Source organism: uncultured Lactobacillus sp. (assembly GCF_947367085.1).
Taxonomy (GTDB): Bacteria; Bacillota; Bacilli; order Lactobacillales; family Lactobacillaceae; genus Lactobacillus.
Genome location: NZ_CANBCP010000003.1, coordinates 15,487 through 30,031, shown reverse-complemented (window position 1 = coordinate 30,031; position 14,545 = coordinate 15,487). Strand labels below are relative to the sequence as shown.

Annotated in this window: 14 protein-coding genes and 1 other annotated feature; of the genes, 8 read left to right on the top strand and 6 right to left on the bottom strand. The window is 34.4% G+C overall.

Going from position 1 to position 14,545, the window contains the following annotated elements; all coding sequences use genetic code 11:
* The first annotated feature begins 36 nt into the window (after positions 1–36).
* Complete coding sequence (locus Q0Y70_RS00945; RefSeq protein WP_297815423.1) at positions 37–693, top strand: type II CAAX endopeptidase family protein; 657 nt, start codon at positions 37–39, stop codon at positions 691–693.
* A gap of 45 nt (positions 694–738) precedes the next feature.
* Here Q0Y70_RS00945 and Q0Y70_RS00940 read toward each other — a convergent pair whose 3' ends face one another.
* A complete protein-coding gene (locus tag Q0Y70_RS00940; RefSeq protein ID WP_297815420.1) occupies positions 739–1,239 on the bottom strand; it encodes a DUF1440 domain-containing protein in 501 nt (166 codons plus the stop codon).
* Between the two features lie 173 nt (positions 1,240–1,412).
* Between Q0Y70_RS00940 and Q0Y70_RS00935 the strand changes: the two genes are divergently transcribed.
* The 4 genes from Q0Y70_RS00935 to Q0Y70_RS00920 all read left to right on the top strand — a co-directional run bounded on the left by Q0Y70_RS00935 (position 1,413) and on the right by Q0Y70_RS00920 (position 5,111).
* The gene (locus Q0Y70_RS00935) at positions 1,413–1,904 is read left to right on the top strand and encodes a DUF805 domain-containing protein (protein ID WP_297815417.1); all 492 of its coding nucleotides are present in this window, start codon (positions 1,413–1,415) and stop codon (positions 1,902–1,904) included.
* A 113-nt stretch (positions 1,905–2,017) separates the two neighbouring features.
* On the top strand, positions 2,018–2,665 hold the full coding sequence (gene pcp / locus Q0Y70_RS00930) for a pyroglutamyl-peptidase I (protein ID WP_297815414.1): 648 nt from the start codon (positions 2,018–2,020) through the stop codon (positions 2,663–2,665).
* Positions 2,666–2,923: 258 nt separating this feature from the next.
* Entirely contained in the window at positions 2,924–3,925 is a 1,002-nt protein-coding gene (locus Q0Y70_RS00925) for a type II CAAX prenyl endopeptidase Rce1 family protein (RefSeq protein ID WP_297815411.1), read from the top strand.
* Positions 3,926–4,052: 127 nt separating this feature from the next.
* Positions 4,053–5,111 (top strand): Fic family protein, encoded by a 1,059-nt coding sequence (locus Q0Y70_RS00920; RefSeq protein WP_297815408.1) that lies wholly within the window; start codon positions 4,053–4,055, stop codon positions 5,109–5,111.
* Between the two features lie 61 nt (positions 5,112–5,172).
* Here the strand turns inward: Q0Y70_RS00920 and Q0Y70_RS00915 are convergent, their stop codons facing one another.
* Positions 5,173–5,565: a type II toxin-antitoxin system HicB family antitoxin gene (locus Q0Y70_RS00915; protein WP_297815406.1), complete on the bottom strand. Its 393-nt coding sequence runs from the start codon at positions 5,563–5,565 to the stop codon at positions 5,173–5,175.
* 101 nt (positions 5,566–5,666) lie between these two features.
* Positions 5,667–6,518, bottom strand: coding sequence for an Rgg/GadR/MutR family transcriptional regulator (locus Q0Y70_RS00910; RefSeq protein WP_297815405.1), 852 nt, complete (start codon positions 6,516–6,518; stop codon positions 5,667–5,669).
* 108 nt (positions 6,519–6,626) lie between these two features.
* Here Q0Y70_RS00910 and Q0Y70_RS00905 point away from each other — a divergent pair, with 108 nt between their 5' ends.
* Both Q0Y70_RS00905 and Q0Y70_RS00900 read left to right on the top strand, forming a co-directional pair.
* The gene (locus tag Q0Y70_RS00905) at positions 6,627–8,192 is read left to right on the top strand and encodes an ABC transporter ATP-binding protein (protein ID WP_297815403.1); all 1,566 of its coding nucleotides are present in this window, start codon (positions 6,627–6,629) and stop codon (positions 8,190–8,192) included.
* 69 nt (positions 8,193–8,261) lie between these two features.
* On the top strand, positions 8,262–8,864 hold the full coding sequence (locus Q0Y70_RS00900; protein ID WP_297815400.1) for a DUF4097 family beta strand repeat-containing protein: 603 nt from the start codon (positions 8,262–8,264) through the stop codon (positions 8,862–8,864).
* Between the two features lie 48 nt (positions 8,865–8,912).
* Here Q0Y70_RS00900 and Q0Y70_RS00895 read toward each other — a convergent pair whose 3' ends face one another.
* From Q0Y70_RS00895 to cbpB, 3 genes are all read right to left on the bottom strand, one after another.
* A complete protein-coding gene (locus Q0Y70_RS00895; protein WP_297815398.1) occupies positions 8,913–10,073 on the bottom strand; it encodes a cation:proton antiporter in 1,161 nt (386 codons plus the stop codon).
* A 52-nt stretch (positions 10,074–10,125) separates the two neighbouring features.
* Positions 10,126–10,175, bottom strand: a sequence feature (sodium ion sensor (DUF1646 type); this cis-regulatory element may regulate processes involved in with the transportation of sodium ions).
* Positions 10,176–10,216: 41 nt separating this feature from the next.
* Complete coding sequence (locus Q0Y70_RS00890; RefSeq protein WP_297815538.1) at positions 10,217–12,097, bottom strand: heavy metal translocating P-type ATPase; 1,881 nt, start codon at positions 12,095–12,097, stop codon at positions 10,217–10,219.
* A 92-nt stretch (positions 12,098–12,189) separates the two neighbouring features.
* The gene (cbpB, locus tag Q0Y70_RS00885; RefSeq protein ID WP_297815397.1) at positions 12,190–12,675 is read right to left on the bottom strand and encodes a cyclic-di-AMP-binding protein CbpB; all 486 of its coding nucleotides are present in this window, start codon (positions 12,673–12,675) and stop codon (positions 12,190–12,192) included.
* Positions 12,676–13,358: 683 nt separating this feature from the next.
* Here cbpB and Q0Y70_RS00880 point away from each other — a divergent pair.
* The gene (locus Q0Y70_RS00880) at positions 13,359–14,507 is read left to right on the top strand and encodes a YncE family protein (protein ID WP_297815395.1); all 1,149 of its coding nucleotides are present in this window, start codon (positions 13,359–13,361) and stop codon (positions 14,505–14,507) included.
* Positions 14,508–14,545 lie beyond the last annotated feature (38 nt).

The window sequence follows — 14,545 nt, the reverse complement described above, 5'->3', positions numbered from 1 at the left end:
GAAATGAATTTGAAATTCATGGAAGTGAGGGAATGTATGCGACGTTTTTTACGCCTACTGGGAAATTTAGGAATCATGATCCTGGCTTTTATAGCTTATGCGCTTGTTCAAGGTCTATATGTGGTTCCTGCAAAAATGAAAATTACGCCTTGGCATGGATTAATTATTGCCTTAATTACAGTTTTAGTAATTTGGGGGATGTTTTGGGTTTATAAATATCAATTATCTAAGGAAAACGATTGGTTCTTCAATGCTAAGCCGCACTGGAGTGGACGCCGGATTTTAATAGCTTTTGGAGCGTTTTTCTTAATCATGATTGCTCAAGTTTGCTTCATTAAATTATGGGGAACCCATGTTACTTCAGATAATCAAGCAGCACTTGAAGCAATTCAATCAAAAGCTAATCCAATTTTTGATCTACTAATTGTGATAGTTGCGCCAATCTGTGAGGAAATCATCTTTAGAGGGATGTTTTTTAACACATTCTTCCCTAATGAAAATAAAACCGCTAAGATTGCTGGGATTATTTCAAGTGGCTTTATTTTTGCCTTATGTCATGATCCTAACTTAAGTAAGTTTATCTTTCTTTACTGGGTGATGGGGTCAGTACTAGCATGGACTTATGTAACTACTAAAGATTTACGATATTCGATTTTAGCACACATGTTAAATAACTTAATGGGTGTATTATAAGAATAAAAGGGCAGTTGCAAATATGCAATTGTCCTTTTTGATAGCCTATTTTTTGTGGTTGAGCTGTTTTAAAACAATCTCTGCAATTTCATTATTAGTCCACATCCAAACAATGTGACCGAGAGCTTCTGATAAGTGTTCTTGCCAAGGTTGATCTTTAACACTTGGCACAGTTTTCATTGTAGGCATAATAACTAAGTGAAATGCGATCCAAACGGCGATTCCAAATGGCACCCCTTGACCTAAGGTTAACCACTTTACTTTCTTTTCTAAAGCTGCTGCATAGGCAGTGGCAAAGGCAATAGAAAAGCCAAAGTGTACTAGATAAGAAACCCAAGGTAATTTTTCACCAGAATAAGTATAAGTGGCATGAGTCAGCTTCTTAGGTATGCCCATTTGCTGGAGCAGTTTTTGAGGTGGATTAGTTTCATTTCTTGCTGCGGTTCTAGGTGGTAAAATGTTTTCCCAGCCTAGTTTTACTAATCCCGAAATAACGCCAGCTGCAGTGCCGGCAAGAGCAATATTCTTCCAATTTAATTTTGTCATAATGACCACATCGCTTTCTTAACAAATACAACTTTATTTTAGCAAATTAACAAGTCCGACTAACTAGTTAAAATCTCTATAATTGATATTTCCCGGGTAATTCTTTTTGCATAGCGATAAGATTAATGCTTTAATTTGGGTAAAGAATGAATTATTTAACAGAAGGTGTAAATATGTCGGATAAACCATATTATGAACAAGAATATCATGAACCAGCAAGCGATATTCCTGATCCAAGTTTTGGCGAAATCTTTAAAGGGTTGTTTTTATACCCGTTTACTTGGGCTGCTAGAAGTACGCGCAAGGCCTTTTGGGTGAGTTACGCTATCCAATTTGTGATTACTTTGATTATCGGGATCGTAATGACTCTTATTTTATTTTTAACAACTAACTATAGTTACGTGGGTAATGATACGTGGACAGCAGTGATACATGGAATGAACTTTTTCACTTGGCTGATTGCATTGATTTTATTAATTTTAGAGATTTGGATTAAATTAGGTCTGCTGGGTTATGCAGTCAGAAGATTACATGATGCCGACTATAGCGGTTGGTGGCTGTGGCTGATGCTTATTCCACTAGGTTGGATTGTCGTTTTGATTTTCTTATTACTGCCGACAGTGGAAAAGCCAGTAAGATGGGGGACGTATTTATTTACCCACTAAATATTAGCTTAAGTAAGTTATAGAGAGTCTGACAAACGTTGGACTCTTATTTTTTATGATAAAATTTAGCTAATTCAGCTTTATTAATTTTTTAAGGAAAAAGAGATAACAATATGAAAATTTTAGTTACAGGTTTTGATCCATTTGGCGCAGATAAAATTAATCCAGCTATTGAAGCGGTGAAAAGATTGTCAGATGAAATAAATGGGGCGCAGATCATTAAATTAGAAATTCCTACTGTTTTTAATAAGTCGGCAGAAGTAGTTAAAAAAGCTATTGAAAAAGAAAATCCAGATTATGTTTTAAATGTGGGACAAGCTGGCGGCCGCTCCAGCTTAACACCGGAACGGGTAGCGATTAATATTAATGACGGCCGCATTCCTGATAATGAAGGTTATCAGCCGCTTGGTGAGACAATTCATGAAGATGGTCCAACTGCTTACTTTACACAGCTTCCAATTAAGGCTGAAGCAAAAGCAATTAGGGATGCAGGTTTGCCTGCTAGTGTTTCAAATACTGCAGGAACTTACGTATGTAACCACATTATGTACCAGGTGCAATATATGAGAGATAAGGAATTTCCAAATATTAAAGCGGGATTTATTCATATTCCATTTTTGCCTGAACAAGTTATAAATCGTCCTAACACTCCATCAATGGCATTAGCTGATATTGTTAAGGGACTGACTGCTGCATTAGGTGCAATTGTAGAGCGCGATGGAAAAGGCGATATAGCAGCTGTTGAAGGCCATAATCATTAATAAAAAGCTCGATGACAATATGATATTATAATGATAAAATTGTAAAAAAGTTTTTAAATATCATATTGAGGGGAAGCATGAAATTATGGCTAGCAAAAAAATAACTGGTTCACAATTTTAGATGTGCAACTATTCTTAAACATCCTACTTAGCATTTATTTTCTGGTTTTTGATCATACATCAAATGTTGCCATTTTAGTAATTTTAGTTTTAAGTCTGTTTCTAAATATTTTTAGAAAGAACAAGATTATTGGACATTTGAACCAATTAGTTGGTGTGGTTGCCTTATCTTATGTTTTCCAGTTTAATTTATTTCAATTAGCAGAAATGTTAATGAAAGTAAAGATAAGTGAAACATTAGTATTACTACTTTATGTTCTCACTTCTTTAGTAGTTTTGCTTCCAGTCACTTTTGTTTCGTGTGGAACAATTAAAAATAATTGGTTACGGATACTGGCATTAATTACTGTTATTTTGACTAATTGTATTATTCCCATCCCCAATTTTGAGAATCTACCACAATTTAATCGCGTAATTGGCAGTGGTTTAATAACGTCAATTGCTCTTGTCATAGCAATGATTTTGTTGATCAAGCAGTGGGGTTTTTCTATTAGGCCAAGTATCAAATTTAAAAAATCTCCTAACCTTAAGTGGTGGGTTTTAATTAGTGTATTAGTATTTACAACTTGGTTTGTCTTTTTTAGTCAATTTGTAGATATAGCACAAAATTGGGCTGGAGCTTTATGGAATTGGGATATGAGGTTGCTTGATCCAAATCCGTTTGCGATTTCTTCAGCAATTAGTGCAGCTATAAGTGAAGAATTTGAACGCTATGTTTTAATTTTGCTCTTGCTCGTTATATTTAAAAAATCTAAGTATCAATTAACTTTTACAATTTGTTTGAGTTCTTTCTTCTGGGCTATCGGGCATTATTTACAATTGATGAATCCCAATTCTAGCTTTTACATCATAACGCTAAAAAATATTATGATCTGGGGGATGGGATGTTTGTTTGCTGCAGTATATCTTTATTGCGGAAGGTTAGAAGTGTTGATTATTCTCCATTTTATTTTAGATTTTATTGCTTACTCAACTCCTGAGTTTGTGCGTTCGTCTTCATGGAATATTTTAGGAAGATATGCCAATGGATTAGTTGAAACTGCAGTATTAACACTCATCCCCTTGCTAGTTACCTTTATTTTGCTAAAAGGTAAGAATAAGAAAGTATTAGAAGAAAATGCCATGCAACTAATTTCATAAGTATCATTAAAAAGAGCCGATTGGCTCTTTTTTCTTGATCAAATTCGTAGTCAACAGTAGTTATTCTTAGTCAAATGAGCTAAAATGACTAAGAATAATTATAAGTGACGAAGAAAGAGGCGAAGACGTGAAGAACTTTGATTATAAAACTTTAAATGGTTTAAAACTGAATAATGATATTGTCAGCAAACTAACAACAATTTACCAGCTACGTGGAGAAACTAGTAGTTATCAAATTGATTATCATGAGGAATTGCAAAAACTTGTAGCAGTTGCCAAGGTTCAGAGTACTGACGCTTCAAATAGAATAGAGGGTATTTTTACTTCTGATTCACGTTTAAATAAAATTATGTCTAATAAGGTTGAACCACATGATCGGGATGAAAAAGAAATTGCAGGTTATCGTGATGTTTTATCGTTAATACATGAGAATTATCGTTATATGCCAATTACTAAAAATACAATTCTAAGTATGCATAATATGCTGTTTAAATTTGCAGGTGATTCTTGGGGTGGCCAGTTTAAAGATATTAACAATAAAATTGTGGCCAAGTATGCGGATGGCCATGAAGAAGTAAGATTTAATCCACCTGATGCTTTTTTAGTTCCAGATTTGATAGATCAATTGACTCAAAATTACAATGATGCTGTAAACAATGAAAGTTTTTCTCCTTTGATTTTATCAGCAGCTTTTGTCTTTGATTTTGTTTCAATTCATCCATTTAGAGATGGTAACGGTAGAATGTCACGTCTTTTAATGCTCTTAACTCTATATCAATTAGGATTTGAAGTGGGAAAGTATATCAGTTTAGAAAAAATTATTGAAGATAGTAAAGAAAGCTATTATGAAGTCTTAGCACAAAGTTCCCAGGGCTGGAATGAGAATACTAATTCTTATGCACCTTTTATTAATTATTATCTAGGTATTATCATTAAGGCATATCGTGAATTGATCGAAAGAATGGGATTGGTTCATAACTCTAAAGAACTTAGTGCTGATAAATTAATTATTAAGACGTTGCAGCAGCAATTACGTCCGCTTTCAAAGATGCAATTAGTTGAAATGATCCCTCGATACAGCCAGACGACAATTCAGCGAAACTTGAAAAAACTAAAAGATGACGGAAAGATTATAACAACTGGACGTGGTAAAAATACCAAGTACGTTCTTAGTCAAATGAGCTAAAATGACTAAGAATAATTATAAGTGACGAAGAAAAGCCTCCGATTTTGTCGGAGGCTTTGTTTTAGTTTTGATAATTCAATTTCTCTTTTAAAGCATCAGTAAGAACTTTTGAAAAGTTTAAGTGCATATCTTCAGCTTTTTTAGCGATATTATAAGGAACTGTTACGTTTTTGCGAATGGTTTTTTCAAAATTATCAGCTGCTTGGGTTAAATCTGCTGTAACAAGTGCTACGAAACTACCTTTTTCTACTTTTAAATCTGCGGGATTTGTCATAGTTGGCAATCGTTTTTCATCATAAAGCATGGTAGCTAATGCATCGGAAGCCATTTTGAATGCATCTTCTAAACCATGACCTTCAGTGACGGCTGATTTTACATCTGGAAAGCTAACAAAATAAACATCATCATGTAATGGTTTGAAAATTGCTGGATAAGTTACGTACTTATGTTTCATTTGAATTCACTCCTCTTATCTTTTTAAGGTATTGGGAATTTCTAAGCCCAATTCTTTATAAATTGACTTAGCTGTAAAAAATTTAGTATCAATTAACGAGATTACTCTTGCTTACAATGTTGAATATATTTGAGCATATCAAGGTAAGTTGCGGCTTGTGTGCTACAGTTTAAATTTAACAAAGTATCAATCAAACTCAGAATTGGCTGTTCGTCGTCAGTTTTGACATAGTTTATCAGCTCTTTTAAGAAAGTTAGAGTAAGTTTGAAAAACATCATGTATATGGGAAGTTCCACCTTAGAAAGTGCAGTGATTAATTTTTGCGCATGTTCAAGATCATTTTGAGAAATTAGCTTAGTAACTGCATCTTCTAACGATCCCATTACAACTTGTACATCAAAGCTCGTATTAGCTTGTCTAATATGATCAATATCTTTCAAAATTTGCATGGAAATGCCATAGATTTGTTTAGAGTTCAATATAAATAGGCAACTACCAAATAAAGAAATATAATATTCACTCCAGACTGTTACTTTTGAAAATTCTTTTGCTAAAGTGTTGAGGTCTACGTCTGATAAGTATTTTTTGTGATCAAGGATGATTAATTGACTGCATAAGGGTGCTGCGATAAATAGGTCTCGCTTATCATGGGTCTGATGGTATTTAGCGATTTGTTTTTTGGCTACGCGCCTAAGAAGAGGAATATTATCTGAGTTTAAAGCATCTTGAATTTCCTCATCTATTTCGGGATCAGGTGCAAATTTTGACCAACCCATAAATTCATGACTTGTAATGTGGATTCGGTCGAGTAGTTTCATCGCTGTACTAAACTCAACTTCGATTAAGTCGTTTTCCCAACGAGATAATTTAGATTCAGAACAAATACCTTGGCAAACAGGTTTTTGACTGATTCCTTGGGCTTTGCGAAGTTTTTTAAATTCATGACCATACATAATAATTACCTACTTTTTAAAATATAATTGCAGATCTGCAAGAAAACATATTTTTATTTTATACTCACTGTATACTCATTTCAATTAATAAAGAAGTGAGGAGAAAAAATGCTATTTAAATATTCGAATAAGATGAAATTTGTAGTCATGATCATATGCGGACTGATTGCTAGTTTCCAAAATATCATTATGGCTGCGGTTGTCCAGCAATTGACAAATATGGCGACTAAGAAGCAGTGGGATAAAATTAGTATTTTTTTATTAGTGGTTACTACAGCTTTTATTACTACGCTAATTGCTTCATTGCTGTTCAATAGCTTAAAAACACAAGCTATTGCTGAAGTTAATATGTATTTGAGAACTAATATTTTTGCTGGGATGCTTGAAAATTCTAAAGAAGATAATAGTGACAGCTTAAGCTTTTTGACTACTGACTTTAAGTTACTTGAAACTAATCGTTTTGATGCACAAATCCAAATTATCATGCAAGCTTTTAGTTTAGTTTTAGCTCTCGGCTATGCTTTGCTGGTCAACTGGTTGATTACCTTGATGTTTTTAGTTGCGTCTATGGTTCCAATGTTTGTGTCTAATCTTTTCCAAAAACCAGTTCAAAATGCAGCTGAAAAATGGACCCAAGAAAATGGAAACTATGTCAATCAAACCAAAAATTTCCTAGCAGGTGCAGATACTTTACGTTTATATGGTGGGAATCAAAGTGCAGTCAGTAAAAATGCTCAAACTGTCGGTAATTTAGAAAAAGCATTAAGAAAAATGAACTTGCTTAATCTAAACGCTAGTAGCTGGATCAACTTTTTAGCAGCGCTTTTAACATTTGTAGTGCCATTTGCAATGGGAATTTATTTGGTTATCCAAGGGCAGACAACTTTAGGAGGATTATTTGCGATAGTACAATTAGCCAACTCTTTTGTTAATCCTGTACTTAATATTTTGGATGATCGAAATAAACTTGCTACTACTAAGAAAATTATGGAAAAAGTACAAATATTCTTAGCAAATAAGAAAAAGGATAAGGCTAAAAAGATCGATGTTCACGATCTTAAAGTGAAAGATCTCGACTTGTTTAGAAAAGATGACAGACTTGCTAATGGTATTAATTTTAAATTGGAAAAAGGTAAAAAAATGGCTGTGATTGGGCCTTCAGGTGCTGGAAAATCCACCTTGCTTCAGTTTTTAATGTATGGCGGCTTCGGAAAAGCCCGTGAAATATTGCTCAATGGGCAAGTTGAGCAAGCAGGTGATTTTAGTGAAGCATTTGCTTATGCAAGTCAAGCACCGATTATTTTTGCGGATAGTTTATGGTTTAATTTAACCTTGGGAGAAGATATTTCAAAAAGTGAGGTTATGCGAGTTTGTGAAAAGTTAGGATTAGATGCAATTGTTAAAGAAAAAGGCTTTGATTACTCATTAGGAGTGAATGCGGATCAATTATCTGGTGGTCAGTTAGCACGTATTGAACTAGCCCGTGCTATTTTAGCTAAGCGTTCGATTTTATTACTTGATGAGATTAATGCTTCTTTAGATAAAACAACTGCAGATGAAATTCATGATTTTTTGCGCAAGTCAGATTTAACTTTTATTGAAGTAATTCACCACTATGAACCAGACGAATTAAAGACTTACGATCAAGTACTCGATTTAAAGGATTATATTTAAAAAATGAATACAAAAAAGAAATTAATAGCAATAAGCTTTACGATTTTACTAGTAATTGGAGGGATTTTGATGTTCAATTTTTTCAACGATAACAATAAAGATGCAGTCAAAAAAGATTATGCAGTTGGAAGCTTTGATAAAGTCAATATTGATGTTCCAAGTTGTAATGTGGAATTCAAGGTCGCAGAAAAATATGCTGTACATTACTTGGGAGCTGAAAAACTCATTCCAGAAGTTAAAGTGGAAAATAAGAGATTGAACATTACTTATAAAACGCATGATCAACACATTGTCGTGAACGTGTTTAATTTAAAAAAGCTTGCGCCTAAGCTAGTGATTGAGATACCAAAAAAAGAATTGGAAAGTTTAGATATTGATTTAGCTAACGGCAATGTTCATGCAGATTATTTAGCCGTGAAAAGCGGCAGTTTAGATTTATCTAATGGTAATGTCACAATAGATGAGTTATATACCCAAAAAGGAATGGATGTAGATCTAGCAAATGGTAATGTTGCAATTAAGAAGACAAATGCGACAGGTTATGATCTAAGTACTTCTTTGGGAAAAGTTGTTTATAAGGGCCAAAAGCAGGGACACGATTTTGAATTAAATAGCGATAACAAAAATGTAATTGAAGTAGATACTGCTAAGGGCAACATTTCAATAAAATAGTTACAAAAAATGGAAGTAAAACTGAAATAGTCTTGCTTCCATTTTTGTTTAATTTGCTTGAGTTTGCTTTTTAATAAAGTGATTAAGAATAAATGGTGAAAGCACAGTCGTGACAATGATCACTAGAATCAAACTTGAATAAATATCTTCTGGGAAAAGATGGTGATTGATTCCAATTTGAGCCACAATTAATGCAACTTCACCACGAGATATCATTCCGGCACCGACGATATTGCCTTCATTTTTACTAAAACCAAACGCCTCACTAGAATATTTTCCAGCCCAGAATTTGGACAGTAATGCTAAAACTGTCATCGCGAGTATGAACCAAATATCTTTAACTAGGCTTGCAAAGGTCATTGATAAGCCGATATCTGCGAAAAAGACGGGGATGAAAATTGAATATCCAATAATACTAATGGAAGATTCAACTTCATGATATTGCGGTGTTTGTCTGATTGCTAGGCCGCCGAAAAAGGCACCTACAACTGCTGATAAGCCAACAAAGTCAGCAGCCCAGGCCATAGCTAGGGCTAAGACAAGTGATCCAATGACAACAGAATAATTAACTTCGATTTTTTCAGCTGCCTTCATAAAGTAAGGAGCGACAAATTTAAAAATTAACCAGACAGCTACAAAGTAAACTGCTTCAATGATTAAGTTCACAAAGAAATTATTTGTCAGGCCGCTTTTTCCACCTTCATGACTGAACGTAGTAAACAAACTTAAAACTACAACCGCCAAAATATCATCAACTACCGCAGCTCCTAAAATGGCACTCCCAGCTCTAGTGTGCAGCTGATTTGCTTCTTGCAGTACTACAACAGAGATTGAAACACTAGTTGCTGCAAAAACAATCCCAATAAAAAGCGCTTCTAAAAACTTCATTCCAAATGCCATTGAGGCAAGTCCCATAAATACTACGGGTAAAATCACACCCACAGTTGCAACAGTGAAGCTTAGCTTAAAGTATTTTTTTAGTAAATTGAGATCACTCTCTAATCCTGCCAAAAACATTAACAAAATTACGCCAAATTCAGAAAACAAACTGACAATTTCATTTGGTTTAACTAAGCCTAAAATCGCAGGTCCTAAGACGATTCCAGATAATAATTGGCCGATAACTGCTGGCATATTGAAGCGAGCAAAGAGCTGACCTAATAGCGTTGTCACTAACAAAATTAAGATTAATTGACCTAAAAAGTGCATAGCATCATCTTTCTAAATGTATTTTCCTGGGTAAAATAAAAAACTTTCAAGTGCTTATTGACCCAAATAAGCTAATCTTGAAAGTTCTTTATAAACCCAACCACTAAACAAAATATTTAACTTCTTTTAATTCTACTTGTTTTTTATTGTTTAGGCAATCCAGTTTGGCTTGGATTGGTTGGTTTAGTTTTTGCAAGTAAAGCAAGCAAGATAGTAATTAAGTCAACTACTTCTTGTAAAATTGCTCCCCAAAAGGCCGGGATGATGCCAGTAAAGGCAATGATTTCGATGATAATAACGATTGCAATAGCAGTTAAAACGTCAATATTAGCCACTTTCATAGTATGTTTAGAAATTGCTACAGCATCGTTAACTTTGGACAAGTCATTAACCATGATAACGGCATCGGCGCTTTCACTAGCAGCGGTAGCTCCTTTAGCTCCCATGGCAATACCGACATCGGCTGCCATCAAACTTGGGGCATCGTTAACCCCATCACCAACCATAGCAACAGGTCTTAAGTCTGGTTTAACATCTTTGATTTCTTGAATCTTTTGAGCTGGAAGTAGATCTGCATGAACTTCAGATTCTTTAATACCAGCTTGCTTAGCAATTTTATCAGCTACACCTTTGTGGTCACCAGTAAGCATCATGATCTGCTTAACGCCTTGTCTACGCAAGCGAGCAATCGTTTCGGGGGTATTTTTTCTAATTTCATCTTGGAAGGTAATATAACCAGCAAATTTACCATCTACTGAAATATAGATAGCAGTTGAATCTACATTTATTTTTTCGTGACTAGGATCAACAAAGCTGAGTTTACCAACTTTAACATCCTTACCATTTACTGAGCCGCTAACACCCTTACCGGTAGTTTCTTGTAAGTTGTCAACTGATTGCAAGTCCTTTTTATCTGTTCCATTAACTAGTGAAGTAGCAATAATATGACTTGATTGTTGTTCAACACTTGCAGCTAAGCTTTGAAGTTCTTGTTTTGATAAATCACTGTCCTTGGCTGGAACTACGTCTTCAATTACTAATTGATTTTCAGTTAAGGTACCAGTTTTATCGAAGGCAAAAGTTAATGTTCTAGAAAGTTTTTCTAGCGTAGTACCAGACTTTACAATAATATGACTCCGCGACATAGAGCTCATTCCAGAAACCATGGCTACTGGAGCTGCAATTAATAGGGGACATGGTGAAGCTACAACCATAACTTGGGCAAAGCGCATGAAGTGAGTTTGCCAGTCAGCACCAGGATTGGTTACAGCGGAGGTAATCCAAGCAGCAATACCAATAATTAAAGAAATAATTGTAAATGGCACAGCATAGCGGTCAGCCATTTTAACGAATTTAGCAGGTTTTGCTTCAGAAGACTTAACTAAGGCAACGATTGACTGGTATTCGGAGTTCTTGGCTTCTTTAGTAACTTCCATTTCAACGGCAGAGTTACCATTAATTGAACCAGACATCAATTCATCGCCCACAGTCTTATCAACTGGTAAAGATTCACCAGTTAATGATGATTGGTCAAAACTTGAAGTTCCTTTAATGATTTTTCCGTCAACTGGAACTTGGTTACCGGGCTTAATTAAAACTGTATCGCCAATTTTTAATTGATCAACGTTTACGTCCTCAATTTTTCCATTAACAATTTGATGGGCAATTCGAGGGGTATTGTTTAACAAAGAACGCAGCTCTTTGTCTGCTTGTCCAGTAGCGTAATCTTCCAGAGAATCACCACCGGTTAACATAATCAAAATCATCCAAGCTGCCCAGTAGTCTCCAACTACCATCGTTGAAACAACGGCAATTATAGCCAAAATATCAACGCCCCAATTTCCTTTTTCTAAGGTATGGAACATTTCAATCAGCATTGAGATGGACATGCAAATCCCAAAAATATCAATTAAAATTTCTGAAATTGGAAATCCAATAATCTTAGGATTATGAAGACCAAAATCTAAGATTGCACTAACGATACCAATACCAAGGATGGTAAAGAATTTCCATTGGTGCTTCATATTCATATAGATACCTCCAATATTAATATATAAATTCACTTTACGTATTCATAGTTTAACACTAAAAAATAAAAGTGAAATTACTTTCTTACTCAAGATAAGTGATGCTTATTTTTAGGAATAAGTTGATACTCATGATCGATGTTGTGAACGACATAATTAAAAGCTTTGATCCATTCACGGCGAGTTAATAATCCTTGAAAAACTCCCTCATCATCAACAACAGGCAAGAATGCATTATCGACTAATAAATGAAGCTGAGTTTCAAGTTCAGTTTGGACCATATTAATAGTATCAAATTTTACTTGCATCACATCTTTAACTTTTAACTCAGATAATGCATCAATCGTGATATCATCTGGTGTCAGCATTTTATCGGTAATCATAGCTAAACTGAGTAGGCCGACAACACGCTGTTTACTGTCTAAGACAGGGATTTTTGCATATTTCACCTTGGTTAAAATTAAGAATGCGTGATAAAGAGGATTATCTTCTTGAACAAAAGCAATCCGCGAAGCTGGAATTAGAAAAGCACCAGATTTTTCTTCAATGAGGTGCTGAATAGCGGGTGAGAACATTTTCCCTCCAAAAATAAAAACGACTAAAATAATTTATTTGTATATGTATATTATAGGAAAAAAGCAATGTTATTAAAATAATAGTGCACAAAAAAGACCTATGCAGTGCATAGGTCTAAAACGGGATAATTTAGGTCAGTAATTAAACTGACAAAATGTTCAATCTACTTGGAGGAGTAAGAATGAAAATAAAAAGTTGGATGTTAATGCTAAATAGCTTCAGGATTGTTTCCCTCTTGCTATGGTTTATATACTAGAGTCTAAATGTGAATAAATTGTGACCAAATTTCTTAAAAAGCTTAAATATTATAAAGATAGCTTAATAAATCAAAAATTGGACAAAGAGAAACCGCGCAAGGTGCGCGGCTTAAAAATGGGATAATTTTTTGGTCAGTAACAAACTGACAAATTTCAATCTACTTGGAGGAGTAAGAATGAAAATAAAAAGTTGGATGTTAATGCTAAATAGCTTCAGGAAGTTATCCATCTGCTATGCTTTATATATTATAGATTAAATGTGAACAAATTGTGACCAAAATTAATAAAATTTCTTAAGTGATAAGATTTTGATTTAAAAAGTATTACTAAAAGTGGTGGAATAACTTGGATTGACAGCGCTTTTCAAGATACTATTAATTTATATATCAAAAAACAAACATAAAATAAACATAGAGGGAGGAAAAATGAAAAAATCAAAGATATTACTGAAACTCTTTTTCGTCCTTTTATTGCTAGGGGGACTTACAGCAGGCGCTTATTATTTATATGAAAGATATCAAAATAACCGTCAGGCTCAAGCCAGCTTTTATTCCAAGCCAATTTTAGTTAAAGCTAAAGACGGCACCAGTATTAGCGCCGGCCACTATAGTTTTCCAGCATTCAAGAAAAAACTTTCAGACAAATATCCTGCAGTTTATGAAGCAGCCTTTGAAAGTCCATTGACAAGCAAAGTTGGAGCTAATTATATAATTCCCGGACAAAGAGTTACACGATCGTTTAATTTTCAAACAAATAAAGTAAATTCAACCGATTCTATGGTTCCGCAAGGCTTAACAATTGCTGGCAAGTATTTATTGATTACAGCTTACGATAGTCAGCACCAGCACCGCTCGGTAATTTATGTTTTAAACAAAAAAACAGGCAAATATATTAAAACTGTTCAAGTTAGTGGGAGCCCTCACTTAGGTGGAATAGCTTACGATCCAGTAGCTAAAAATATTTGGATTACTGGTAGTCAACAAGATCAGTCAGCTTTGATGTCATTTTCTTTAAAGAAGCTTGAAAAATATGATTTTGCGAAGAATAAAAAACCAATAGCTTATGATCATGTGATTGGCTTGCCGACAATTCAAAGAGCATCTTGTGTGACATATTACGATGATCAGTTATTTGTTGGATTTTTTAATCAATCTGAAAATGGTCAAATTGCATCCTATCCTATTGCAAGGCAAAAGCCATTTAAAGGTACAATTACTAGTGATCAAATTAAGGCTGTCACCGGCCAAGTATCTTGGGCTTTAGGGTCAGGAAGCGCAGCGATGGATCAACAGATTCAAGGAATAGCTTTTTATCAAAACTACGTAATTTTGAGTCAATCATATGGAAGCAAAGATTCAAAACTTTTCTTCTTTCCAATCACCGCTTTAGATAGTTTAGATGAAAAGAATGCCGAAAAAGTAGTAGTGATGCCACCTTATTTGGAACAAATTTATGTAAATGACGGTCAGCTATTAATGTTATTTGAATCAGGTGCTAAGCCTTATGCGAAAAATAATATTATGAAAATGGACCGCATCTTGTCAGCTAATATTAATGCTTTATTAGGGAGTTGATTATGAGGAAAGATAGAATTGAATTTTGGGTTAAAGTG